At 59.4% G+C, this 23,612-nt stretch carries 24 protein-coding genes; 6 read left to right on the top strand and 18 right to left on the bottom strand.

Going from position 1 to position 23,612, the window contains the following annotated elements; translation table 11 throughout:
- Window positions 1–409 precede the first annotated feature (409 nt).
- The 10 genes from EOL43_RS14665 to EOL43_RS14710 all read right to left on the bottom strand — a co-directional run bounded on the left by EOL43_RS14665 (window position 410) and on the right by EOL43_RS14710 (window position 7,877).
- Window positions 410–1,531, bottom strand: a complete 1,122-nt coding sequence (locus EOL43_RS14665) for a serine/threonine protein kinase (RefSeq protein ID WP_133489668.1) — start codon at window positions 1,529–1,531, stop codon at window positions 410–412.
- A gap of 188 nt (window positions 1,532–1,719) precedes the next feature.
- Window positions 1,720–2,415 carry an SMI1/KNR4 family protein gene (locus EOL43_RS14670; protein WP_133489669.1) on the bottom strand — a complete coding sequence of 232 codons (696 nt, stop codon included), beginning with the start codon at window positions 2,413–2,415 and terminating at the stop codon, window positions 1,720–1,722.
- A gap of 39 nt (window positions 2,416–2,454) precedes the next feature.
- Entirely contained in the window at window positions 2,455–2,724 is a 270-nt protein-coding gene (locus EOL43_RS14675) for a DksA/TraR family C4-type zinc finger protein (RefSeq protein WP_133489670.1), read from the bottom strand.
- A 57-nt stretch (window positions 2,725–2,781) separates the two neighbouring features.
- Window positions 2,782–3,084 carry a hypothetical protein gene (locus tag EOL43_RS14680; RefSeq protein ID WP_133489671.1) on the bottom strand — a complete coding sequence of 101 codons (303 nt, stop codon included), beginning with the start codon at window positions 3,082–3,084 and terminating at the stop codon, window positions 2,782–2,784.
- A 113-nt stretch (window positions 3,085–3,197) separates the two neighbouring features.
- On the bottom strand, window positions 3,198–3,665 hold the full coding sequence (nusB, locus tag EOL43_RS14685; RefSeq protein WP_133489672.1) for a transcription antitermination factor NusB: 468 nt from the start codon (window positions 3,663–3,665) through the stop codon (window positions 3,198–3,200).
- Complete coding sequence (locus EOL43_RS14690; protein ID WP_133489673.1) at window positions 3,662–4,213, bottom strand: 6,7-dimethyl-8-ribityllumazine synthase; 552 nt, start codon at window positions 4,211–4,213, stop codon at window positions 3,662–3,664. Before EOL43_RS14690 ends, nusB begins: the two co-directional genes overlap by 4 nt.
- Window positions 4,214–4,216: 3 nt before the next feature.
- Window positions 4,217–5,347 carry a 3,4-dihydroxy-2-butanone-4-phosphate synthase gene (gene ribB, locus EOL43_RS14695; RefSeq protein WP_133489674.1) on the bottom strand — a complete coding sequence of 377 codons (1,131 nt, stop codon included), beginning with the start codon at window positions 5,345–5,347 and terminating at the stop codon, window positions 4,217–4,219.
- A 79-nt stretch (window positions 5,348–5,426) separates the two neighbouring features.
- Window positions 5,427–6,203, bottom strand: a complete 777-nt coding sequence (locus EOL43_RS14700) for an NYN domain-containing protein (protein WP_133489675.1) — start codon at window positions 6,201–6,203, stop codon at window positions 5,427–5,429.
- A 48-nt stretch (window positions 6,204–6,251) separates the two neighbouring features.
- Entirely contained in the window at window positions 6,252–7,217 is a 966-nt protein-coding gene (locus EOL43_RS14705) for an MBL fold metallo-hydrolase (RefSeq protein ID WP_133489676.1), read from the bottom strand.
- Between the two features lie 66 nt (window positions 7,218–7,283).
- A complete protein-coding gene (locus tag EOL43_RS14710) occupies window positions 7,284–7,877 on the bottom strand; it encodes a riboflavin synthase (RefSeq protein WP_133489677.1) in 594 nt (197 codons plus the stop codon).
- Window positions 7,878–8,089: 212 nt separating this feature from the next.
- On the opposite strand from EOL43_RS14710, the gene EOL43_RS14715 reads away from it, so the two are divergent.
- From EOL43_RS14715 to EOL43_RS14725, 3 genes are all read left to right on the top strand, one after another.
- Window positions 8,090–9,382 (top strand): capsule biosynthesis protein, encoded by a 1,293-nt coding sequence (locus EOL43_RS14715; RefSeq protein WP_133489678.1) that lies wholly within the window; start codon window positions 8,090–8,092, stop codon window positions 9,380–9,382.
- 86 nt (window positions 9,383–9,468) lie between these two features.
- Entirely contained in the window at window positions 9,469–10,608 is a 1,140-nt protein-coding gene (locus tag EOL43_RS14720) for a polysaccharide biosynthesis/export family protein (RefSeq protein WP_240686568.1), read from the top strand.
- A gap of 26 nt (window positions 10,609–10,634) precedes the next feature.
- On the top strand, window positions 10,635–12,683 hold the full coding sequence (locus EOL43_RS14725; RefSeq protein ID WP_133489697.1) for a capsular polysaccharide biosynthesis protein: 2,049 nt from the start codon (window positions 10,635–10,637) through the stop codon (window positions 12,681–12,683).
- Here the strand turns inward: EOL43_RS14725 and ribD are convergent.
- The 8 genes from ribD to EOL43_RS14765 all read right to left on the bottom strand — a co-directional run bounded on the left by ribD (window position 12,680) and on the right by EOL43_RS14765 (window position 20,846).
- Window positions 12,680–13,753 (bottom strand): bifunctional diaminohydroxyphosphoribosylaminopyrimidine deaminase/5-amino-6-(5-phosphoribosylamino)uracil reductase RibD, encoded by a 1,074-nt coding sequence (gene ribD / locus EOL43_RS14730; protein WP_133489698.1) that lies wholly within the window; start codon window positions 13,751–13,753, stop codon window positions 12,680–12,682. The genes EOL43_RS14725 and ribD overlap by 4 nt on opposite strands.
- Before the next feature lie 42 nt (window positions 13,754–13,795).
- Window positions 13,796–14,266, bottom strand: coding sequence for a transcriptional regulator NrdR (gene nrdR, locus EOL43_RS14735; RefSeq protein ID WP_133489679.1), 471 nt, complete (start codon window positions 14,264–14,266; stop codon window positions 13,796–13,798).
- A gap of 165 nt (window positions 14,267–14,431) precedes the next feature.
- On the bottom strand, window positions 14,432–14,860 hold the full coding sequence (locus EOL43_RS14740; protein ID WP_133489680.1) for a c-type cytochrome: 429 nt from the start codon (window positions 14,858–14,860) through the stop codon (window positions 14,432–14,434).
- A gap of 133 nt (window positions 14,861–14,993) precedes the next feature.
- A complete protein-coding gene (locus EOL43_RS14745) occupies window positions 14,994–15,413 on the bottom strand; it encodes a secondary thiamine-phosphate synthase enzyme YjbQ (RefSeq protein WP_133489681.1) in 420 nt (139 codons plus the stop codon).
- Between the two features lie 132 nt (window positions 15,414–15,545).
- Window positions 15,546–15,737: a hypothetical protein gene (locus tag EOL43_RS14750; RefSeq protein ID WP_133489682.1), complete on the bottom strand. Its 192-nt coding sequence runs from the start codon at window positions 15,735–15,737 to the stop codon at window positions 15,546–15,548.
- A gap of 297 nt (window positions 15,738–16,034) precedes the next feature.
- Window positions 16,035–18,014 carry an RNA polymerase sigma factor RpoD gene (rpoD, locus tag EOL43_RS14755; protein WP_133489683.1) on the bottom strand — a complete coding sequence of 660 codons (1,980 nt, stop codon included), beginning with the start codon at window positions 18,012–18,014 and terminating at the stop codon, window positions 16,035–16,037.
- A 248-nt stretch (window positions 18,015–18,262) separates the two neighbouring features.
- Window positions 18,263–20,221, bottom strand: coding sequence for a DNA primase (gene dnaG, locus EOL43_RS14760; protein WP_133489684.1), 1,959 nt, complete (start codon window positions 20,219–20,221; stop codon window positions 18,263–18,265).
- A 37-nt stretch (window positions 20,222–20,258) separates the two neighbouring features.
- A complete protein-coding gene (locus EOL43_RS14765) occupies window positions 20,259–20,846 on the bottom strand; it encodes a TetR/AcrR family transcriptional regulator (RefSeq protein WP_133489685.1) in 588 nt (195 codons plus the stop codon).
- A 157-nt stretch (window positions 20,847–21,003) separates the two neighbouring features.
- Between EOL43_RS14765 and EOL43_RS14770 the strand changes: the two genes are divergently transcribed.
- From EOL43_RS14770 to EOL43_RS14780, 3 genes are all read left to right on the top strand, one after another.
- Window positions 21,004–21,291, top strand: coding sequence for a hypothetical protein (locus EOL43_RS14770; RefSeq protein WP_133489686.1), 288 nt, complete (start codon window positions 21,004–21,006; stop codon window positions 21,289–21,291).
- Between the two features lie 105 nt (window positions 21,292–21,396).
- Entirely contained in the window at window positions 21,397–22,689 is a 1,293-nt protein-coding gene (locus EOL43_RS14775; RefSeq protein ID WP_133489687.1) for a homoserine dehydrogenase, read from the top strand.
- A gap of 84 nt (window positions 22,690–22,773) precedes the next feature.
- On the top strand, window positions 22,774–23,535 hold the full coding sequence (locus EOL43_RS14780) for a ceramidase domain-containing protein (protein ID WP_133489688.1): 762 nt from the start codon (window positions 22,774–22,776) through the stop codon (window positions 23,533–23,535).
- The last annotated feature ends 77 nt before the right edge of the window (window positions 23,536–23,612 follow it).

Raw genomic sequence — 23,612 nt, forward strand, 5'->3', positions numbered from 1 at the left:
TACGCCGCCCTACTGGCCCACTTTTGCGCCGCCCTTGACAGACATTGAACTTCAAAGATCCCGAGCTAGAGGCCACCGCTAAGGTGAAATATCGGTCTAACTGGGCTTTCAAAGATGGCTATCTGTACGACCGGCCCAAGTCGGCAGTTGTCCGATCTCTCAGGGTAAATGGGCGCGATATGCGTCGCAGCCGGTTTGCCCGTGACATCCGGGCAAATCTGTTGGAGCATAGTCTCAATGACAAGGTAAAGGTGACCTTCGCGTCCGAGACCAAAATGTCGCTGATAAGTAAAGATAGCACTACGCACTGCAGGCGCTAGAGTGGTAATCGTGCGCTGCAAGCGCCCTACCCCTAAAATAACAAACCCGCGCCGTTAAGCGCGGGTTTGTTATTTTCTAAGTTCAGGACTTACTGCTTCGGGAAGTAATCCTCGCAGTCGCCATCGCGGTAGACGTCTGCTGTACAGCAGTGCAGACCGCCGCCGAACGCGTACGCGTCGCGTAGATCGACCTCGACCACTTCCATACCCAGTTTGTCCATCTGCTCGGCCTGATAGACCTCGGACTTTTCAACACAGACGGTTTTCGGGTCCAGCACCAGCACGTTCATCGACAGCCATGTCGAGGAATAACACAGCGGCGGCGGCGTGTTATGGGCGGGTTGGGCCGCGTCCACGATCTCCCACCCGTTCTTTTCAAACATCCCGCGCTGCTCTTCTGGCAGACGGCGCTGCGGGTTGTTCAGGATCAGGCCCGGGCGCAGCGGGGTAAAGGTCGCGTCGATGTGGATCGGGTAAGGGTCGCCGGGGAAGTTCACCGTGTGTACACGGTGATCGGGGAAATGACGGCGCAGCCACTCGATGCCCTTCAGGTTGGTGGTGAACCCGTGCTGAACGACCAGATCCTTACCAAACCGCAAGACATCGGCGGCATCGAACAGAGGCTCTTCCTCGGTCGTCACAAAGAACTTCTCGGCGGCCCACTGCAAACGCTTCTCGACGCCGATTTTGTCCGACAGGTAATCCGGGTGGTAATCGGCATCGGTCAGACGCGGCTTCGGCGCGGCCTCGTGACGGAAGTTTGGGTCTTCTTCCCAGTACTGCTTCAGAAGCGGACGATAGTTCAGATACTCGAACCAGCGGCAGCGGTACGACATGGTCGCTTCCAGCATCTCGTGCCCGACGGTCAGCAGCACATCGCGCGGCGGCATGCAACCGAACTGGCTGTCCGTGTGGAAGTCCGGCGTGGTCACGGGCTGCGAATGGTCGATCGAGACTGGACGGTCCACGCGCACACCGCGCTTACGCAGCTGATCTGCAAAGTTGTCCAACAACTCGTTCGCGCGGTCGATGGTTTCCTGCGGGCGGCGGCCCCACTGGCCCCGCATATCGCTGTCTTCCGGCACTTTCGCATCCAGCGCGGGCTCTTCCGGCGGGATGTGGCAATCATCGGCACGGCCCACGATCACATGGCGCAGCGTGTCCCATTCATTCCAGCTTTTGACTTCAGTTTTGTCCGGCGACCAGGCCATGGATTCCTCCTATCTGGTGGGAGGCAAGGCGGGGCCTTCAATCTCCCGATTGAAAGTCCCGGCGTACAGGAGCGTGGAAAAGGAACCGAGGCTACCCTCGCGGCGACGCCATCGCCGTGTCCTGACAGGTTTTTAGCACTACAAATTCTGTTATGGAAGTATTCGGGTTTTGTTTCTCTGCTTGAAACCTACCGCCTGAACATCCCCGCAATCTTGCCGCGAAGACCAGATGCTCGAGCTTGTTCACTTTTCTTAGCTTTCGCGATTTCTTCCCAAGTTTCGGTATCCCCCGGAAGCTGCTTCACATCCGGTTTAATCCGTCCGTCAGCATCATATAAGGACAGCTGGCGTGGGATTTCGCTCTCAAGAAACTCCTCGAAAGATGCCCATCGCGCGCCTAATAGATTCGCGTCGCGATGGTACATTTCCACCTCACCAGTAGAGGCGAGGTAGAGGTGACCTTGCGAATACCACGCGCCGTTCATCGCCCCGATCCCCAAATGCCCATTGGGAATATAGTCAGGACGTTCGTGGACGTTTTGATAGGAAAGACTGATTGGTTGCCCTACCAGATAGTCAGTCCTATCTATCGACCCGAAAGTTGTTCCATGGAGGCTGAGCTGTCCAAGCCTAAGGCCGTTCGTGTGTCGCAAGAATGCGCGATACACTTCCGGGATAAAGCGGCCACATTCAGCTTCTGCCGCTTCAAGTCCGCTTTCGTCTAACCCCGCGTAAACATTTGCTAGATATGCGTAAGGCGCCACATGGGGGACATGGCCTGTAATAAACGCTCCATGCTCAGCATCTCTGTAGCCCAATGGGTCGAGCGCTTCTCGAATTTGGGCGGTTAACTTTTGGAACAACGCCGAAATGTCGTTTGTCATTAGTTTCTCGGAAAACTCAAATTATTGAAATTGATGGAGTTACTTTAACTGGCTGTCCTTGGATCCGCGCCGATTGATGCCCGGGCGCATCTTGAACGCTGCATCCCGTTCCTGCACGCAGTCGATACACAGCTTCACACCGGGCAAGGCCTCGCGTCGGGCTTGGGGGATTTCCTCATCGCATTCTGCGCAATGGGTGAAGCTTTCGCCCACGGGTTGCGCCTTGGCCTTCATGCGAGCCAGCTCGTCGGAAACCGATGCTTCAATCTGTTCGCTTACCGCGCCATCGCGCGCCCAACCGCCTGCCATGGGATCCCTTTCAATGATGGGGAATCATGGCCGCAAATTCCGCCCCCTGCAAGAGGCTCAGCGGTTGGCGGCCACTTTCACGCGGGCAGGTTCGCCGGTGATGACAGGCTGACGCTTGCCGCCTTTCGGCGTGTCGTCACGTTGTTCCATTCGCATGATAACGAAGGCGAACTGGACGCCGGCAAAGACGATCCCGTTGAACATGAACAGCATCAACACCGCGATCCACCCCATGTCCGAAGTCGAGATCAGGTGCCACAGATTGCCGACATTCGTATAAAGCAGCGCCGCAACGAACGCGGCAGACAACGCAAATCCGATCAGGACGTTCTTGATATAGACGCGGACGAGTTTCGGCATGTCACATTCCCCTCGGTGAATATGGCCAGTATGGAAGCCCCTGCCCCAAATGAAAAGAGGCCAATGGGTCGCATCCCAATGGCCTCTGAAATCAAGTGCTTTCCGAAGGAAACTCAGAACGCTTCCGGCTTCGCCTCGCGCGCCATGTGATCCAGAACCGCGTTGGTGAACTTCGCCTCGTCCCCTTCCGGGAAGAAGGCCCGCGCCACATCAACGAACTCGGTGATCACCACTTTGGGGGGCGTGTCGCCTTCGACCATCTCGGCACCTGCCGCACGGAACAGCGCGCGCAGGGTCGGGTCGATCCGTGCGATCGGCCATTTGGCCACCAACGCGCGATCGGTCATTTGGTCGATCTTGGCCTGATGGTTCACCGCGTCGCCCACCAGCTTGCGGAACAGACGGCTATCGCCCTCGGCCATGGTGTAGTCGTCGAACTCTTCGCCAAAACGATGGTCTTCGAACTCGACCATCACGCGGTCCATGGTCTGGCCCGCAGCCTCCATCTGAAACAACGCCTGCACCGCGAACAAGCGGGCGGCGGATTTCATCTTGCGTTTCTGGTTGCCGGAAAGCGTCATGCGGTTGGGGTATCCTTCGTGTCACCAGCAAGTTTGATCGAATCCGAGATCGACTTGAACCCGACACCCTTGCTTGAAGACGCCCATTTGCGCGAAAGCGCGACCAGATGCAAGGCCGCAGCAGCAGCCCCGCCGCCTTTATTTTGATCGTTCACATCCGCGCGGACTTCGGCCTGCGGGCGGTTTTCCACGGTCAGGATGCCGTTACCGATGCACAGCCCGTTCAGACCCATCAACTGAATGGCGCGCGAGCTGTCGTTGCAGACGGTTTCATAATGGGTGGTCTCGCCGCGGATCACACAGCCCAGCGCCACATAGCCGTCGAAGTTCGACAGGCGATCCGCCATCGAGATCGCGGTGGGCACTTCCAGCGCACCGGGCACTTCCACCAGATCCCACGTGCCGCCAGCGGCCTCGATTTCTGCCTTGGCGCCCGCAACCAGATTGTCCGCGATGTCTTTATAGTACGGCGCGACGACGATCAGGATCTTCACCGGCTTATCAAAGCTGGGGCGGTCCAGAATGTAATGCTGTTCAGCGGTGGCCATGGTTCAGTCCTTCTGAATAGGGCGGGTGCCGGTGATGGTCAGCCCATAGGCGTCCAGACCCACATAGCGGGTTTCGGGGCTGTCGGTCAAAAGAACCATCTCGTTCAGACCCAGCGTCGACAAGATTTGCGAGCCCAGACCGATTTGGCGCACGGTACGCGGGCCTTCTTCCTCGTCTGCATGCAGCGTCTTGCGTGGCTCACGGAACAGGCAGACCACGCCCCTGCCTTCGTCCGCGATGATCTGCATCGCGCGCGGCAGTTCGTCGGCCGGTTTCGGGCCAAGACCCAGCACGTCCTGCGCTTCTTGCAGGGCGTGGGTGCGGACCAGTACAGGTTCATCGGTCGAAATGTCGCCCTTGATCAGCACCACATGCTCAATCTCGTGCGTCATGTCGGTGAAGATGCGCATCTCCCATTCACCACCGAACTCCGAGGTGATGGTCTCGCGGCCCGTTTCACGCACCAGATTGTCGTGGCGGCGGCGATAGGCGATCAGGTCCGAGATCGTGCCGATTTTGATCGCATGTTTCTTCGCAATCTCAACCAGTTCCGGCAGACGCGCCATGGTGCCGTCTTCATTCATGATCTCGCAGATCACGCCCGAGGGATTGCGGCCTGCAAGGCGCGAGATGTCCACGGCCGCTTCCGTATGACCTGCACGCACCAGCACACCACCGTTGCGCGCACGCAGCGGGAAGACGTGACCGGGGGTGGCGATTTCGGCCGGGCCATTGTCGGGGTTAATGGCGGTGGCGACGGTCAGCGCACGGTCAGCAGCAGAAATGCCGGTCGACACGCCTTCACGCGCTTCAATCGACACGGTGAACGCGGTTTCGTGACGCGAGGAATTGTGCATTGCCATCATCGGCAGGCCCAGCTCGTCCACACGCTTGGCTTCCATCGGCAGGCAGATCAGCCCGCGACCATGGGTGGCCATGAAATTGATCGCAGCCGCGTCGCAAGCATCCGCGGGGATGACGAAATCGCCTTCGTTTTCACGGTCTTCGTGATCGACAAGGATATAGATCCGACCCGCGCGGGCCTCGGCAATGATCTCTTCCGCCGAGGCGATGGCATCGGACAATCCAGCTTCGACTGGACCGGGTGTTTCGTAGGTGGTGCTTTCAGACATGGCGCGTTCCCCTTCAGGCTTGCGCGTGACTACCGCAGCCACGCGCCCATTGCCAGCCCAAAGGCGGCAGAGAAGAGTTCTAACGCGCCGTCACCAAGGCTTGCTGACCTTTCCCAGCGATATCGAAGATTTCCTCTCGAGCTTTGAAATAAGATGCCCAAGTTTTTTGTGTTTGCTCGGATATTTTACCAATTCCCGCAGCCCGAACAATCTTGTTGATCTCTGAAGTGGTGATCCCCTGCGGGTGTTCGCCAACGATACGAAGCACCTCTTCATCAAACGATGCTTTGGCGTGCTGTGCTTGAGCGGACGATTGAAGCGTCTGAGGCCTAAGTTCCGAATGCACTGCACCGTTCTTAAACGTCGTTACGCAGTTCTTAACCTGCTGAGGAGTGGGCGAAACGGATACACTTGGTTTGGCGACACTCATAGTTTCGACTGGAACCCACTGGCTGCAAGCCTTGCGAAAACTATCGGGAGCTTTGATTTCACCCAATCCAACGACTTTAAATCCACGTTCACGTAGTCGGGTTGCGACGTGCACGAAGTCACCATCCGAACTTGCCAATACGAACACGTCGACTTTGCGCTCGAAACTCAATTCCACAGCGTCAAGGGCCAATGCGATGTCGGCCGCGTTCTTTCCAGAACCGGAATGAACAATCCTTACTCCAGCAACAGAACTCCAACCTTTCAAATTAGCGAAGTTACCATACACTCGATTGATAACAACGTCGCCAAATCTACGCGCCACAGATAAAAGCTTGCTTGCCATGGCACTAGAAATATTCTCTCCATCGATCAAAAGCGCAGTGTTCAGCGCTGGACCTTTAGAATTTGTCAAATCAACCTCCATTCAATCAGAGGAAGATTTGACAATTATTCCAGATATTTCAAGGGCGATTTAGAACTGCCAGAGCGCCGGAACGAACTGATAGGCGTCTCCGTCGCGGCGCACATGACCCACGCCGGGGAACGGGAAGTGATAGCCCAAAACAGCGATCCGATCTGTGGCCGCCATGTCCAGCAGGCGGTTGCGGGTGGCCCCGGTTTGCGCCCCATCGGAATCGCGCTCGGAATACCATTCGGGATGCGCGAAGTTCAGAATCGCATGGGTCATACAATCGCCCAGCGCGATCAGCTGTTGGCCGTCGCTTTCCACCGCCACCGACATATGGCCGGGCGTGTGGCCGGGCGTGTCGATCAGGCGAATGCCCGGTGCAAGCTCGTGATCATTTGCGGCCAAGGTCCACTCTAACCCCTCGGTATTGATCGAGTTCACGGCCCCCAGCACGAATTGCTGGTTTTCGGGCGCGACGCGATCCACCAGACCGTCTTGCAGCCAATGTGTATGCTCGGCCTGCCCCATCACGTATTCCGCGTCGGGGATGATGGGCTCGTCGAAGTCATCGCGCACACCCCAGATGTGATCGGGGTGTGCGTGGGTGATCGCGACATGGGTGATGCCCATCGGATCGATCCCGGCGGTTTCGAGGTTCTCCATCAACCGGCCCGTAGTATCGAACCAGCGGGTGCCCGAGCCCACATCCACCAAGACTTTTGCGTCGCCCAGCTCGATATACATGTGGTTGGTGTGGGAATAGCCGACCTCGGGGTCGATGTAATGTGCGGCCATGAAGGCCAGCTTTTCATCCTCAGGCGCGTTCATCGCCTGTCCGCCAAACGGAATGGTGAAATAGCCGTCCGACACGATGGTGATCTTCGCCTGCCCCAGCGTGAAACTGAAATGTGCCGGATTGCCATCCGTCGGCGCGCCCAGCATCGCCCGCGCGGCGGCAGGCATGGCAAAGGCAGGCGCAACTGCGGCGAGGCGCAGAAGATCACGGCGAGTGGGGCGAATAAGGGACATGGGCGATCTCCGTCACAAAGGATTTTCGCCGATCATATGCCCATATACGAATATTTCAAACAGAGATCAGGATTTTCCGTAATCCGCCAGCCGGGCCACATAGCGCGCCAGCGTGTCGATCTCGAGGTTGATGCGATCCCCCACCTGCGCCTGACCCCAATTCGTCACCTCTTTGGTGTGCGAAATCAGGTTCACGCCAAACTCGTCGCCTTCGACCTCGTTCACGGTCAGCGAGGTGCCGTTCAGCGCAACCGAGCCTTTTGGGGCGATGAATCGCGCCAGTTCAGATGGGGCGCGGAAGCGTACGCGGGTGCTGTCGCCTTCTACATGCATCGACACGATTTCAGCGACGCCATCGACATGACCAGACACGATGTGCCCGCCCAGTTCGTCGCCCACTTTCAGGGCACGTTCAAGGTTCACGCGGCGACCAACTTCCCAATCGCCCAGATTGGTCTTCGAGACTGTTTCTGCCGAAATATCAACGTCATACCAGTTATCGCCCATAGCCACGACCGTCAGGCACACCCCGTCCGAAGCGATCGAGGCCCCCAGATCAATTCCGGCAGTGTCATAGGCAGTCACGATCCGCGCGCGCATGTCGCCTGCTTGCTCCAGCGCCTCTACGCGCCCCACATCGGTGATGATCCCAGTGAACATGTCGCCTCCTGCATCGGGTTGATGTCACTGCTGTAGCGGAAACGCGACCCGGATTGAAGCCATGATGCGTTGCACCGGCCAATCCACCTCCGTCGAGAAATTCCTCTGCTCGGCCCAATTTTTGCCGCATGCCATTGTTAATTCCCCTGTAACCCTCTTTTTGTAGGCCTATAAGGCGAATAACGCTGATAGTGATTTGGTGATTGGCAGGCATGGCGCGCATCACGGGCGAAAACCGAAACTTCCTTTTCCTACAAGGTCCACACGGGCCTTTCTTCGGACGGCTCGCGAAGATGCTGCGCCGATCGGGGGCCAAGGTGTGGCGTGTCGGGTTTAACCGTGGCGATCAGGCGTTCTGGCCTGATATGGCAAGCTTCATTCCATTCACCGCTCCGCAAGATCAATGGATTGGCCAGTTCGACCAGATTGTCGAGGCGCACGGGATCACGGATATCGTGCTGTATGGTGATACCCGCCCCATTCACGCCCAAGCCGTGGAACGAGCACGTGCACAGGGTTTAACCATTCATGTCTTCGAAGAAGGCTATCTGCGCCCCTATTGGGTGACGTACGAGCGGGACGGCTCTAATGGCAATTCACGCCTGATGGACTATGACGTGCTGCAGATGCAGCGCATTCTTGAAGACGCCGAGCCGGATATGCCCGAGGCCCCCGCCCATTGGGGCGACATGCGCCATCACGTCTTCTACGGCGCGCTCTATCACTGGTTCGTCATGTTTCTGAACCAGCGCTATCGCAATTTTAGACCCCACCGGTCTATCGGTGTGGGTAAAGAGTTTCTTCTGTATCTTCAGCGCCTTGTCCTGATGCCTGTCATTGCCGCAGACCGCATCCGCGCCACGCTACGCATCCGTTATGGCGGCTTCCCGTACCATCTGGCGCTTCTGCAGCTGGAGCATGATTCAAGCTTCCAGATGCACAGCCCATTTTCCACCATGACCGAGTTTCTGGAACTGGTGATTGCTGGCTTTGCGGATGGCGCCCCCACCCACCATCATCTGGTCTTCAAAGCTCATCCACTGGAAGACGGTCGTGTACCGCAACGGCGCGAGATCCGCAGGTTGGCGCAGGCGCACGGCATCGCAGATCGCGTCCACTATGTGCGTGGTGGGAAACTGGCTAAGCTGCTGGATCACGCACGCTCTGCCGTGACGATCAACTCGACCGCCGCCCAGCAGGTGTTGTGGCGCGGGCTTCCGCTGAAGCTGTTCGGCAATGCGGTCTATGCCAAGCCCGAGTTCGTGTCAGAACAGCCCTTGTCCGAGTTCTTTGACATCCCCACCCGGCCCGACAAACGCGCCTATCGCGACTATCGGCACTTCCTACTGGAGACCAGCCAGGTCGCGGGCGGGTTCTATTCTGCGCGAGGACGACGTCAATTGCTGCGCCAAGTGGTGGACATGATGCTATCGCCCGATGATCCCTATCAGGCACTGGAACAGGGGACAGCGGCACCTCGGCAACAGTTGAGCGTGGTCAAGTGACCTGACGGTCCCTTTTCTGGAATTTTGTTCAATGTCACGCTAACCTTCGGAAAATGAATCATAATTCCATGTATGGTGGACGGGCAGTGACAAAAAGAAAATCCAATTGGGCCAAGCACTTGATCTTGGCGACGGCCGTTATTGCGCTCGGTGCCTGTGGGCTTCCCCGTACGGGTCCGACCAAGCAAGAACTCTATGCTGGCTCGGTTCAGAAGAATGGCAATGCCCATATCGTAGTCGTCACGGACCATGTTACCCGTGCAACCGCTGTGGTGCCGCCGCTTGGCTTCAGCCCGGAATTCCAGAACCGCGGGCTGGTCGGGTCGGACACGATTCGGGCAGGCGACACACTGACCATCTCGATCTGGGAAAACGTCGAAGACGGCATCCTGACGACGGCTGGGGCCCCTGCCGCGCTTGAGCATGTGCAGGTCGATGGCGAAGGCTATATCTTCATTCCTTACGCGGGCCGCGTGAAAGCAGCGGGCAATTCCCCCGAAGCCATTCGTCGTGTCATCACCCGGAAGCTGGCCGAGCAAACCCCGGATCCGCAAGTCACCGTACGCCGCACCGCGGGCGATGGTGCCACCGTATCGGTGACAGGGTCTGTCAGCGGCCAAGGCGTCTATCCGATTGAGCGCCCCACCCGCACGCTGAACGCCATGCTGGCGCGCGCCGGCGGCGTCTCGATTGAGCCTGAGATTGCAAAGGTCAAAGTGATCCGCGGCGCAAAAGTGGGCGAGATCTGGTTTGAAGACCTGTTCACCCATCCCGAGATGGATATTGCTTTGCGTGGCGGCGACCGCATTCTGGTCGAGGCTGATCCCCGTACCTTTACCGCCCTTGGCGCAACCGGCACTCAAACCCGCGTCGGGTTTGCCAGCCAGACGCTGTCGGCCGTCGAGGCCATCGCGCAAGTGGGTGGCCTATCCTCGTCGGCTGCCGACCCGAAAGGCGTGTTCGTCCTGCGTGATGAGACCCCGGAAATTGCCAATTCGGTTCTGGGGCGCACAGATCTGACCGGACCGCAGCGCATGATCTATGTAATGAACCTGACCGAGGCCAACGGATTGTTTCTGGCCCGAGATTTCGGGATCCGCGACGGCGACACGGTCTATGTCACCGACGCCCCTTACACCCAGTGGTCCAAGGTGCTGACGGCGTTCACGGGCACATTGTCCACCGCCGGGTCTATCGCGGCCCTTAACAATAGCCTGAACGAGTAATCGGGCCTCTGCCCGTGTGTGACGACATCAAGATACAAAAAGCCGCCGGGTCATCACATCCCCGGCGGCTTTTCGTTTACAATGGCGGCTTTCTGACCCAGCCGCGCGTGAAACGCATTCTAGAGCTTGCGGGCTGGCAGATCCGGCTTGGCCTGCCCGGTGATGGGGATTGGGTTGGGACATGGGGAAAAAGCCCAACCTCGGGCCGGGGCGAGGCCGTCGCTTCACGTCGGAAAAATCCCGTGCTCAGGGTCGAAGACGCTTTCCTGCGTTCGGTCCACCCCGGTCGGTCTGGCGAGCCGCCCTTGGGCCTGATGCTGGATGATCTGGGGGTGCATTTCGACGGATCCGCGCCCTCTCGGCTTGAGCAGATCCTGAAACACGACCCGCTGGATGACAGTGCGCTTCTGAAGCGGGCGCGTGCGGCAATGGACCGGATGAAATCTGGCCACCTGTCAAAATACAACGCCTTCCACCCCGATCTGCCCGTCCCCGATGCGCCCTATGTGCTGGTGCTGGACCAGACAGCAGGGGATGCCTCGATCCGCTATGGAGGTGCGACGGAAGCAACCTTCCGCGACATGCTGGTGGCCGCGCGGCTGGAACATCCCCATGCGCGCATCCTGATCAAGACCCACCCCGAAACGCAGGCGGGTCATCGCACCGGACATTACGGACCCGAGGACGAGAACGCACAGGTGCAGCTGATCACTGATCCCGTCAGCCCCTGGGCGCTGCTGGATGGGGCGATGGCCGTCTACACCGTCAGTTCGGGCATGGGGTTCGAGGCCATTCTGGCCGGTCACAAGCCCCATGTCTTTGGCCAGCCTTTCTATGCGGGCTGGGGCCTAACTGAAGACCGACAGCCGGTGAACCGGCGCGGTCGGACCCTAACTCGCGCGCAGTTATTTGCCGGCGCGATGATGCTCTATCCCACGTGGTACGATCCCTATCGCAATGAGCTGTGCGAGATCGAGCAGGTTTTGGATACGCTCGAAGCGCGCGCCCGCGCGTGGCGCGAGGACCATCAGGGCTATGTCGCCAGCGGTATGCGCCTGTGGAAACGCCGCCCCTTGGCCGAGTTTTTCAAGGGCGACGCCCCGATTGTCTTTGATGACACTGCCCCGCGCGCATCCGAGGGGGCCGAGACGCTCGAACGCCCCCTGATGGTCTGGGCCGGAAAGGAAGAGCCTGCCCACAGCACGCATCGCCAACCGCTGCGCATCGAAGATGGTTTCCTGCGCTCGCGTGGATTGGGGGCCGAGCTTGTGCCCCCTCTGTCCTTGGTACGCGATGATCTGGGCATCTACTATGACCCGACACGCGAAAGCCGGTTAGAGCGGCATATCGCGGCGGCGACCGCCCTGCCCGATCACGCCCGGGACCGCGCCGAACGCCTCATCACGAAGATCACCGAGAACCGTTTGGGCAAATACAATCTGAAGCGCCCCCTGCCCGCCGGGTTGGATACGCTGCCAGAAGGACCACGTATCCTTGTGCCGGGTCAGGTGGAAGACGATGCATCGATCCGATTGGGCACGTCAGAGGTCTCGACCAATCTGAACCTCTTAAAACGCACGCGTGCCGACAATCCGAACGCCGTGATCATTTATAAGCCCCACCCGGATGTGGAAGCGGGCCTGCGAGAAGGTCGGATTCCACCGGAGGAGGCCGCGAAATACGCCAACCTGATCGCGGATCAAGCCGACCCGATTGCGCTGCTGGACCATGTGGACGCGCTGTGGACCATGACCTCAACCATGGGGTTCGAGGCACTGTTGCGCGGGGTGCCCGTCACCTGTCTGGGCGCGCCGTTTTATGCTGGTTGGGGGCTGACCACGGATCTGGGACAGGTGCCCGAGCGGCGGCAGACCCGTCCAGATCTGATCGCGCTGACCCACGCTGTCCTGATCGACTATCCGCGCTACTTCGATCCCATCACAAAAACGGCTTGTCCGGTTGAAGTGGTGGTGGATCGGCTGACCTCAGGCGAGATCCCCAAAGGGCGACGCGGAACCCGGTTGTTGGCCAAGCTACAAGGACTGTTCGCCAGCTACGCCTATCTGTGGCGCTAGGCCTTCCGTCGCCAGCGGTGCAGCACGTCGCCGCCTATATCGCGACATTCCACCAGATCGAACCGGGGTGCTTCGGCCAATCGACTTAGCCCCATCGCGGCCAAAGACGGACGTCCTTCGGCCCCAATCGCCAAACCTGCGCCATAGCCCACCAGTTCATCTACCAACCCTGCCCCCAGAAGCGAGGCGGCAAGCCCCCCGCCCCCTTCGCAATAGACGCGGGTCAGGCCACGGTCTCCAAGCGCTTGCAGAACCGAGGTTGGGTCGAGCGTCCCCTGCGCTTCATCTACCTCGATCAGCTCGGCACCCATACCTTTCCACGCAGCGATCAGCTCGGGCGCGGCGCGGTGACCGTGGCAAATCCAGACAGGAACCTCGCGCGCCGAGCGGCCAAGCTGACTGTCCAAGGGCAGATCCAAGTGGCGGGACAGAACCACGCGTACGGGCTGGTGATCCATGCCCAATCCACGCACGGTCAGCGAAGGATCGTCATCACGTGCCGTTCCAGCGCCCACCATCACGGCATCATGGCTGGCGCGCATGGCGTGCACATGACGCCGCGCCTCGGGTCCGGTGATCCATTGGCTTTCGCCGCTGGCCGTCGCAATCCGCCCGTCAAAGCTGCTGGCCAGTTTCAGGGTCAGCATGGGACGGCCTTGCGTGACACGGCTAAGGAACCCCGCCTGATCGACACGCGCCTCATCCTCGCACAGCCCGGTTTGCACCTCGATCCCTGCGGCGCGCAGCATGTCAAAGCCGCCGCCATCCACGCGCGGATCAGGATCCCCCAGCGCGCAGACGACGCGCGCGATCCCCGCAGCGATCAGAGCCTCGGCACAAGGCGGTGTTTTCCCGTGATGGGCGCAAGGCTCCAACGTGACATAGGCTGTTGCGCCGCGTGCGGCGTCTTTGGCCTGCGCCAGTGCCACGACTTCGGCATGCGGACGCCCGCTTGGTTGGGTCCAGCCCCGCCCGACGATCCGCCCGCCGTTCACGATCACACAGCCTACCGCAGGGTTCGGCCACACACGTCCAAGCCCGCGCCGCGCAAGCGACAGGGCCAGGCGCATATACCGAAGATCTGCGCCTGAATTTTCCGGCGTCATCGGGGGTTACTCGTCTTCCGTGGGGATATCCGGGCGCAGTTCGCTGACGAATTTGTCGAAATCGTCAGCCGCCTGGAAGTTCTTGTAAACACTGGCAAATCGCACATAAGCGACGGTGTCGATGCGGGCCAAAGCCTCCATCACGATCTCGCCAATGGTTTTCGACTGTATGTCAGTCTCGCCCATGCTTTCCAAGCGGCGCACGATGCCCGAGATCATCTGATCAATGCGTTCCGGTTCAACCGGGCGTTTCTGCATCGAAATGCGGATCGAGCGCTCCAGCTTTTCGCGGTCAAAATCCTCGCGGCGACCGTTCGATTTGATCACCACCAGATCGCGCAACTGCACCCGCTCGTAAGTCGTGAAGCGCCCACCACAGGCGGGGCAAAAGCGACGGCGGCGGATCGCCACATGATCTTCGGCCGGTCGGCTGTCTTTCACCTGAGTGTCGATATTTCCGCAAAACGGACAGCGCATTGGCGACCCCTTTTCTTCACTGTTCCCCGTTGGTGTGGGTTTGACCACTTATCCACAGGCACTATAGGGCAGCGCCTAGGTCTTGTGTAGGGGGAAATCCATGCCCCAAAATGAAGCGGGCGTTATCCCGTGTGATAACGCCCGCCCCGATGGCACATCGCGCCCTTATTCTTGGATGGTCTGAAGATAATAGACCAAGGACAGAATACGCCCTTGCACGATCTCTTCGGCGTTCACGCCTGGATGAAAGGTGCTTGGTCCGGCATCGACCATGAACAAATCCCCCCAAACCGGCATGTCCGTCGTGCCATGCCCGGCGATCTCGCGGCGCCCATTGATGGACTGATAGACCTCGGAGAACGGAAAGATACCGTTGTTCTTTTTGGACAGCACACGAAGATCGCGCGGCTGCTCGGCGAACAAAGCCGAGACCGGCCCGCTTCCCATGCCATCCGCACCATGACAGGCAGCGCAATTCTCGACGAACAACGCCTTGCCAAACATGGCCTCCTCGGGCTGCGCGACGGCTGGAACCGTCGACAGGCCTATTAAAACAAAACTACCGGCAACCAACTTCAGAAACACAGACTTCATCTTAATTCCTCCCAGTTGAATTGGCGGAACTACTTCTGAACCTGTGAAATTACCTTATTCAAAAGTAATTCCGAGTGTAGGTAGGTTAGGTCGTGGCGGGGCTTGGCGCCTTGATCGGTATCAATAGACCGCTTTACCGGCTGAGATGCACCGCTACCTGCCGCTGATGCGGGGCGTTGCGATGTTCAAACAGATAGATCCCCTGCCAGGTCCCCAAGGCCAAACGCCCGTTCATGACGGGGATAGACAGGCTGACCGGCATCATGGCCGCCTTGATGTGAGCCGGCATGTCATCGGGGCCCTCATAGGTATGTGTCAGATAAGACATGGAGGGATCAGTCGTCGGCGGGACCAAGCGGTGAAAGAAGTTGCGCAGATCGGTCTGGACCTCGGGATCGGCGTTTTCCTGGATCAGTAGCGAACACGAGGTGTGGCGCACGAACAGGGTCAGAAGCCCGTCTTCGACTTTCTGCCCACGCACCCAGTCCTGCACCTTAGTGGTAAACTCATAGAGGCCCTGCCCCTGTGTTGAGATCTCGAACAAACCGGTCATGCGTCCCCCGAAAACAGAAAAACCAGCGCCGAAAAGGACGCTGGTTTTTTCCTTAACCGACCGAGACCCCTTGCCACAACGCCGAAACGCTGCGCCCAATTCCCCGGTCGGTTCCCGAGCCGCTTAGACCTGCTACAAAGCCGACAGCGAAGGGCGTTTCACGGCCCGTCCCGACTGCTTCCGTTTTTGCAGGTTTTTCAGCGCAAGTTCACGACCCAAACGCACGGATACCGGCGCCTGTTTCGCAAATTTGCCCTTTGTCGGCTCATCTACTTGCCATTCAGGCTCAAGGGCCAATGGCTTTTCCCTCACAACATCATACATCAAATTCACCCAGCGTTATGCCAGCGGTAATAAACTGGCGTGAGCATTCCCCGCCTTATTTGTGCCACACATTTGCCTGATTTCAAAATCGTTATGCGTGTTTTTTGGAAAATTGAATGGAAACAATTTGTTCAACTGCGTGCTCAAAATCCAGGAAGTTGAAGGAAACCTCACAGCATTCCCGCAATAATTGATCTCGCTGCCCATGCTCCAGCGCTGTGGCTGTTCCCGCCCCTCAAAAGACAAAACGCCCCGCAAATGCGAGGCGTTTTCTAATTTTCTTCCGAAGCAGGAAGCTTACTGATCCAAGAACGAGCGCAGCTTACGCGACCGGCTGGGGTGCTTCAGCTTGCGCAGCGCCTTTGCCTCGATCTGACGGATCCGTTCGCGGGTTACGCTGAACTGCTGACCAACCTCTTCCAGCGTGTGGTCAGTGTTCATGCCGATGCCAAAACGCATCCGCAGCACGCGTTCTTCACGCGGGGTAAGCGAGGCCAGCACGCGGGTCGTGGTCTCTTTGAGGTTTTCCTGAATGGCGCTGTCCAGCGGCAGCACGGCATTCTTGTCCTCGATGAAATCACCCAATTGGCTGTCTTCTTCGTCGCCAATCGGGGTCTCAAGGCTGATCGGCTCCTTGGCGATCTTCATCACCTTGCGGACCTTCTCAAGCGGCATCTGCAGCTTCTCGGCCAGCTCTTCCGGGGTCGGCTCGCGGCCGATCTCGTGCAGCATCTGGCGACCGGTACGGACCAGCTTGTTGATCGTTTCGATCATGTGGACAGGAATACGGATCGTGCGCGCCTGATCCGCGATCGAGCGGGTGATCGCCTGACGGATCCACCACGTTGCATAGGTCGAGAACTTGTAGCCGCGGCGGTATTCAAACTTGTCCACCGCCTTCATTAGGCCGATGTTACCTTCCTGAATAAGATCAAGGAATTGCAGGCCGCGATTGGTGTACTTTTTCGCGATCGAGATCACCAGACGCAGGTTGGCTTCCACCATTTCCTTCTTGGCCTGACGCGCCTCTTTTTCACCCTTCTGAACCTGCTGCACGATGCGGCGGAATTCAGGGATGTCGACGCCGACATACTGACCAACTTGGGCCATGTCACCGCGCAGCTTTTCAACCTTGTCGGTCGAGCGTTCGATGAAGCTTTGCCATGCGCGGCCGGTCTTCTCGCCCATCTCGTCCAGCCAAGTCGGGTCCAGCTCGCGACCGCGATAGGCTTCGATGAACTCACGGCGGTTGATGCGCGCTTGGTCAGCCAGTTTCACCATCGACGAGTCGATCGACATGATGCGGCGGTTGATGCCGTACAGCTGGTCGACCAGCGCTTCGATACGGTTGTTGTGCAAGTGCAATTCGTTCACCAGCAGCACGATTTCCGAGCGCAGCTTCTGATAGGCGCCCTCTTCTTTTTTCGAGAAGCTGTCATCTTCGTTCAGGGTCGCGGACATCCGCAGATCCTGCATTTCCGACAGCTGCTCGTAGTCACGCGCGATCAGTTCGAGGGTTTCCAGCACGCGCGGCTTCAGCGCGGCTTCCATCGCAGCCAGCGACATGTTGGCGGCTTCATCCTCGTCGTCATCGTCGTCGTCGTTGTTGATCGGATTGCCGTCCGCGTCGAGTTCCTGCGCCTTTTCTTTCTTCTCGGCAGGGGCAGCGCCATTGGCAGCAGGCGCGACGTCTTCTTCCTCGTCGTCATCCAGCTGGTTGCCGAAGGTCGCATCAAGGTCGATCACATCGCGCAACAGAATGTCTTCGTTCAGAAGTTCTTCGCGCCAGATTGTGATCGCCTGGAAGGTCAGCGGGCTTTCACACAGGCCCGCGATCATCGTGTTGCGACCGGCCTCGATCCGTTTCGCAATCGCGATCTCGCCTTCACGGCTCAGCAGTTCGACCGAGCCCATTTCGCGCAGATACATGCGGACCGGGTCGTCGGTGCGGTCGAGCTTTTCGGTCTCGGCGCCCGCGACGGCCACTTCGCCGCCCGCGTTTTTCACGACAACTTCGGTCGAGCCCTTCTCTTCCTCTTCCGCCTCTTCATCTTCGATGATGTTGATGCCCATTTCCGACAGCATCGACATCACGTCTTCGATCTGTTCCGAGCTAACCTGCTCAGGCGGCAGCACTTGGTTCAGCTGATCGTAAGTGATGTAGCCACGCTCGCGCGCTTCGGCGATCATCTTTTTGACCGCAGCTTGCGACATGTCCGTCATCGGCTCGGCGTGCTGCTCGTCTTTTTGATCGTTGGCGGTGTCTTTGGCAGCCATGGGCTCTCCTTGCACGAAAGGCGCGGGATGGGCTGATCTGGTCTGACAAGGCGTCCCTTGTCCTCAGCCACCCGCGCTTGGGTGATTCGGGTTGAACGATCCTGATTCGAATCAGTGATTCGTCCACAAAGGTAAGGTGGGTGCTTTACGGGCTGTTTGCAAGCAGACGACCGGGCCTGACGTGCGCTTCAGTGACTTTTTCTACGCGAACCGAGTTTGCGCCCTGCGGATCAGGCCCCAATCGCGCGTTATCTCTTTTTCTCGAAGGTGATGCTGTCGAAGACGCGGTCGCGTTGCTCTAGCTCTTCACGGTCCATCAGCGACCCGTTGTCAGCAACTTCATAGGTGGTTTTGTCCTCGGTTTGGCTGCGCAGCGCCTTGTTGCGTGCCTCGGCCGCCTGCCCCAGACGCCACGTGACGCCCTCATCCGGCAACGCATCCATGTCCGCCTCGGCATCCCGGATTTCACGCGCCACGCCGCGCTTGGCTTCCAGTTTGGTCAGCTCTTCGGTCAGGCAAGCCAGCACGATCTCGTCATCGTTGCTCATCCGAATGGCGGGGGTGATCCGTACATGATTGAGGGAAAACAGCCGGTCGAGCACATCGCCCCCCACGCTGTTCAACAGCCGCTCCTCCAACGCCTCTGCGCCATGATGCGCCGTGGTCAGGACACAGCGCAGCAAAGTGTCGTGATCCGGGCCGACCATGTCCAGCCGCTCCATCCGGCTTTCCACCTGATCTAGCATATCGGGACGGCGGATCAGGATCGCCAGAATGACGGCCTCGCGCAGGGCGTCTTGCGCGCGCTCATCCGCATTGGCCAATACAGACCCCTTGGTCGAGGCCAAAACGGGCGGCATTGCCTGCCAGCCGCGCTTTGCGCCGGGCTGCCACGGGCGTTTGCCCCCCTGCCCCGAGGGGCGCGCGCGGAACAGCTCCCACCGCTTGTCTTTGATCGCCTGACCATAATGGTTGCGGATCGAGGGATCTTGAATGCGCGCAATCGCAGTGCGTAGATCCTTATCCAGCGCGGCTTTGCGTTCGGGGCTGTCGAAAACCTTGCCCTCGGTCTCGCGTCGCCAGAGCAGATCGACCATGGGCATGGCCCCGTCGATCAGCGTTTGCATCGCGCTGGCCCCGCTTTCCTTCAACAGGTCATCAGGATCCTTGCCTTCTGGCATGATCGAGAAGCGAAGACTTTGACCGGCCTCCAGCATCGGCAGCGCCAAGTCGATGACGCGCATCGCCGCGCGCAGACCTGCCGTATCGCCATCCAGCGCAATGATCGGCTCGGGCGCGATGCGCCAGAGCAGCCGTAACTGGTCTTCGGTGATCGCGGTGCCCAGCGGGGCGACCGTGGCGTTGAACCCGGCCTCGGACAGGGCGATCACGTCCATATAGCCCTCGGCCACGATCAGCGGTTGGCCTTTGCCAGCAGCCTCGCGGGCGGGAGCTTGGTTATAGAGGTTGCGCCCCTTGTCGAACAGCTCGGTCTCGGGCGAGTTCAGGTATTTCGCGTTGTCATTCGGGTCCATCGCCCGCCCGCCAAAGGCAATCGCCCGCCCGCGTGCGTCGCGGATCGGAAACATGATGCGTCCCCGGAACGAGTCATAGGGCTTGCCACCCTTCTGGCTGGGTTTGGCAAGACCCGCCCCAAGGATCAAATCATCCTCGACATTCTTGCCCTTCAGGTGATCCCACAGCCCCTGCCACGCATCTGGCGCAAAGCCGATTTCCCAGCGGTCCAGCGCGGCTTCATTCAGCCCGCGCCGAGTCAGATACTCGCGCGCCTCAGCCCCCGCACCGGTCTTTAGCATCAGCCGGAAGTGGCTAACCGCCATCTCCATCACCTCGACCAGTTGTGTCCGCCGATCCGCCTTTTCCTGCGCCTTGGGATCGCGGGCGGGCATTTTCATCCCGGCCTCACCGGCAAGGATTTCGACCGCTTCGATGAACGAGACATTCTCGGTCTCTTTCACGAAAGAGATCGCGTCACCCTTCGCGTGACAGCCAAAGCAGTAATAGAACCCCTTCTGGTCATCCACATGAAAAGACGCGGTTTTTTCCTGATGGAAGGGGCAAGGCGCCCACATATCACCCTTGGCCTGATTGGATTTGCGCTGATCCCACATGACCTTGCGCCCGACGACTTGGGTCAGGCTAAGGCGCGTGCGCAGTTCATCAAGGAAACCGGGTGGCAGAGACATGATCTATATATCGGGTCGTTGGCGGGTAGAGTCCAGTCTATGCGCCAACCGCCCCGCGCACCATATCCCAATAGCGATCAGCCACCGCTTCGCGCGACAGACGACCGCCCTCGCGATACCAAGTGTTCACCCCGGTCAGCATGGCGATGATCGCCATGGAACTCAGGCGGATGTCGGACAGGTCCAGTTCGCCTGCCTCTTGGCCTGCCCGCAAGATCGCCTCTAACTCGCCTTCATACTGACGGCGCAGCGCCTCGATCGCGGCGAAGTTCTCGTCCGTCAGGTTGCGCAATTCCATGTAGGCGATGAAAACAGCATCGGGGCGTTCAAGGTGAAAGCGGATGTGGAAGCGCGAGAAAGCTTCGAGCGCATCCAGAGCAGTGTCCCCCTTGGGCTCGTCCACCCACGCAGCCAAAAGCTCGTCCATATGGGTGCGCATCAGATCGAAGAGCAGGCTTTGCTTGTCCTTCGTATACAGGTACAAAGCACCGGCCTGCACGCCCACTTCGCGCGCGATCTGGCGCATCGACACGGCCGCAAAGCCGTGACGGGCAAACAAGGTCAGCGCCGCCGCGCGCACACGGGGGCCTGTGATTTCGCTGTGTGATCCGGTTTTACGCGCCATACCAGATTGGTAACTGAACAATCGTTCATATCCAAGCGTTTCACCCCAAAGTTTCGCAACGTCCCGCCACCCGCTGCCGCAAATACCATGCTGCCTTGCAGCGCCAGCCCACCCTGTCTATGGTCGCCGTGACGACAGCTTGAAGGACCGCCGCCGTATGACCCGACCGCTTAAGACCTGCCTATTTCTTGGGTTCGGCGTTCTGGTGGCGTGCTCGGACATTCCGGATTTCGCCGACGGCGCTGCCGCAAACGCCCCCTACCCGCAGATCGTGTCGATGAACGATATCCTTGGACAACTTCCCGCCGATCAGGGCGACTATGGCACCGGATCTTTGGCCAGCCGTGCTGCCGCCCTGCGAGCCCGCGCGGGCCGCCTACGCCGCGCATCGGTCATCGATGGGCAAACACGTGGGCGAATGCAAGCAGCATTGGCACGGCGCTAAGCGACACTCCCAAGAAATTAGGCCCCTCCCGCAAGCCGTGGATTGCACAGCCTTGCCGCTTTGGATACACGTCCCGGGACGACACACCAGCCGACGGAGACTGACATGACTGATACCGCCCCCCTGCGCCTTGGAATTGCAGGTCTTGGCACCGTCGGTATCGGCGTGGTGAAGATCATCCGACGTCAGGCCGCACTTCTGCAAGATCGCGCTGGACGTCCGGTGGTGATCACCGCCGTCTCTGCCCGCTCGAAGGACAAGGATCGTGGCGTCGATCTGTCGGGTTATGCGTGGGAAGACGATCCCGTCGTGTTGGCCAAACGCGATGATGTGGACGTGTTTGTCGAACTGATGGGCGGCGACGAAGGCCCGGCGAAGGACTCGGTCGAGGCTGCAATTGCCGCCGGAAAAGACATCGTTACTGCGAACAAAGCGCTTCTGGCCCATCACGGGCAGGAACTGGCGCTGGCCGCTGAAGAAGCAGGCGTGCGTATCCGCTATGAAGCCGCTGTGGCTGGCGGCATTCCGATCATCAAGTCGCTGCTGGAAGGTCTGGCCGGGAACGAAATCACCCGCGTCATGGGCGTGATGAACGGCACCTGCAACTACATCCTGACCCAGATGCAGGCCACCGGCCGCGGCTATAACGCGCTGTTCGATGAATGCGCCGAGCTGGGCTATCTGGAGGCCGATCCGAACCTCGACGTGGGCGGCATCGACGCCGGTCACAAACTGTCGATCCTGTCCTCGATTGCCTTCGGGACGCAGGTCAATTTCGACGCGGTCGAGCTGGAAGGCATCCAGCGCATTCAGCTGGAAGACATTGAACATGCTGCCGAAATGGGCTTCCGCATCAAGCTTCTGGGTGTTGCCCAAATGACGGGCCGCGGACTGGAGCAGCGCATGTCGCCCTGCCTTGTGCCCGCAAGCTCGCCTCTGGGGCAGTTGGAAGGCGGCACCAATATGGTCGTCATTGAAGGTGACGCGGTCGAGCAGGTCGTCCTACGCGGACCCGGCGCGGGTGAAGGCCCGACCGCCAGCGCCGTGATGGGCGACGTGATGGACATCGCGCGTGGGATCAATATCCCGACCTTCGGACAACCAGCGACAACCCTGCGCCCCGTGACCGGCGCCAAGGCCGCCAAACCTGCGCCCTATTACCTGCGCCTGTTCCTCTTGGACAAACCCGGCGCGATGGCAAAGGTCGCCTCGGTTCTGGGCGATGCTGGCGTCTCGATCAACCGGATGCGCCAGACCAGCCACAACGAGAAACTGGCCCCTGTGCTGATCGTCACGCACAAATGCACCCGCGACGCGCTGGACGCCGCGATCAAGGGCTTCGCGGAAACCGGCGTGGTCGACGGCGAACCCGTCGCGATCCGCATCGAAGAGCTGTAAGCGACCTCGCGCAACGTCAGCTTGCTTGGCACTGGACCGGCCCCGCTGGTCCAGTCAGAGTGACCTCACCCATTGGAGGCGCTCATGGACTGGTTCACCCCAATCGATATCTACTGCGAACGCGTCAGCGCGGCCTTCTGGGCTGAACCGCTCAATGCGATCTCGAATCTGGCCTTCATCCTTGCTGCCCTTTGGGGCTGGATCGAGGCCAAGCGCCGGGATCGGCTGGACCCGATGACCATGGTCCTGATCTTGCTGGCTGGCATGATTGGCATTGGCAGCTTCCTGTTTCATACCTTTGCGAATGCATGGTCCAGTCTGGCGGATGTGATCCCAATCTGGACCTTCGTCCTGCTGTTCGTTTTGGCCGCCCTGCGCCGGGTGGCAGGTATTCGCCCTGGCCGCATCGGGATCGGTTTGGCTGTCGTAGCCGCCATCATTGCGGTGCTGTTTGCCTTTGGGGGCGATGGTTCTGGCAACCAAACCAGCGACAGCGTTGCGACCGAAGAGGTTACGCCCGTCGCTCCCTCGATCTCAGGCGAAGACACCCATGATCACGCCGAGGCAAACAGCCTGCTTAACGGGTCCGAGCAGTATCTGCCCGCCGTGCTGGCGCTATTGGCGTTCACCTTCCTGACCCGCCGCAACGGACACGAAATTGCGCCGTGGATCACCGCGGCCACGGTGATCTTCATGATCTCGCTCACCTTCCGCACGTTTGACATGCACCTGTGCGAGATCTGGCCGATCGGCACCCACTTCATCTGGCACATCCTGAATGGGACCATGATTGCGCTTCTGTTTCAGGGGCTCATCCGCAGCCCCGACCTGCGCTTTGCTACCTGAATCCTTCGCAACCGTGCCTTTTCGTCGCGTAATGCCCTTGCCCCTGCCCCCACCGGCCCTTAAACCGGAAAGCAACT

It is taken from the genome of Aliiroseovarius marinus, assembly GCF_004360145.1.
Taxonomy (GTDB): Bacteria; Pseudomonadota; Alphaproteobacteria; order Rhodobacterales; family Rhodobacteraceae; genus Aliiroseovarius; species Aliiroseovarius marinus.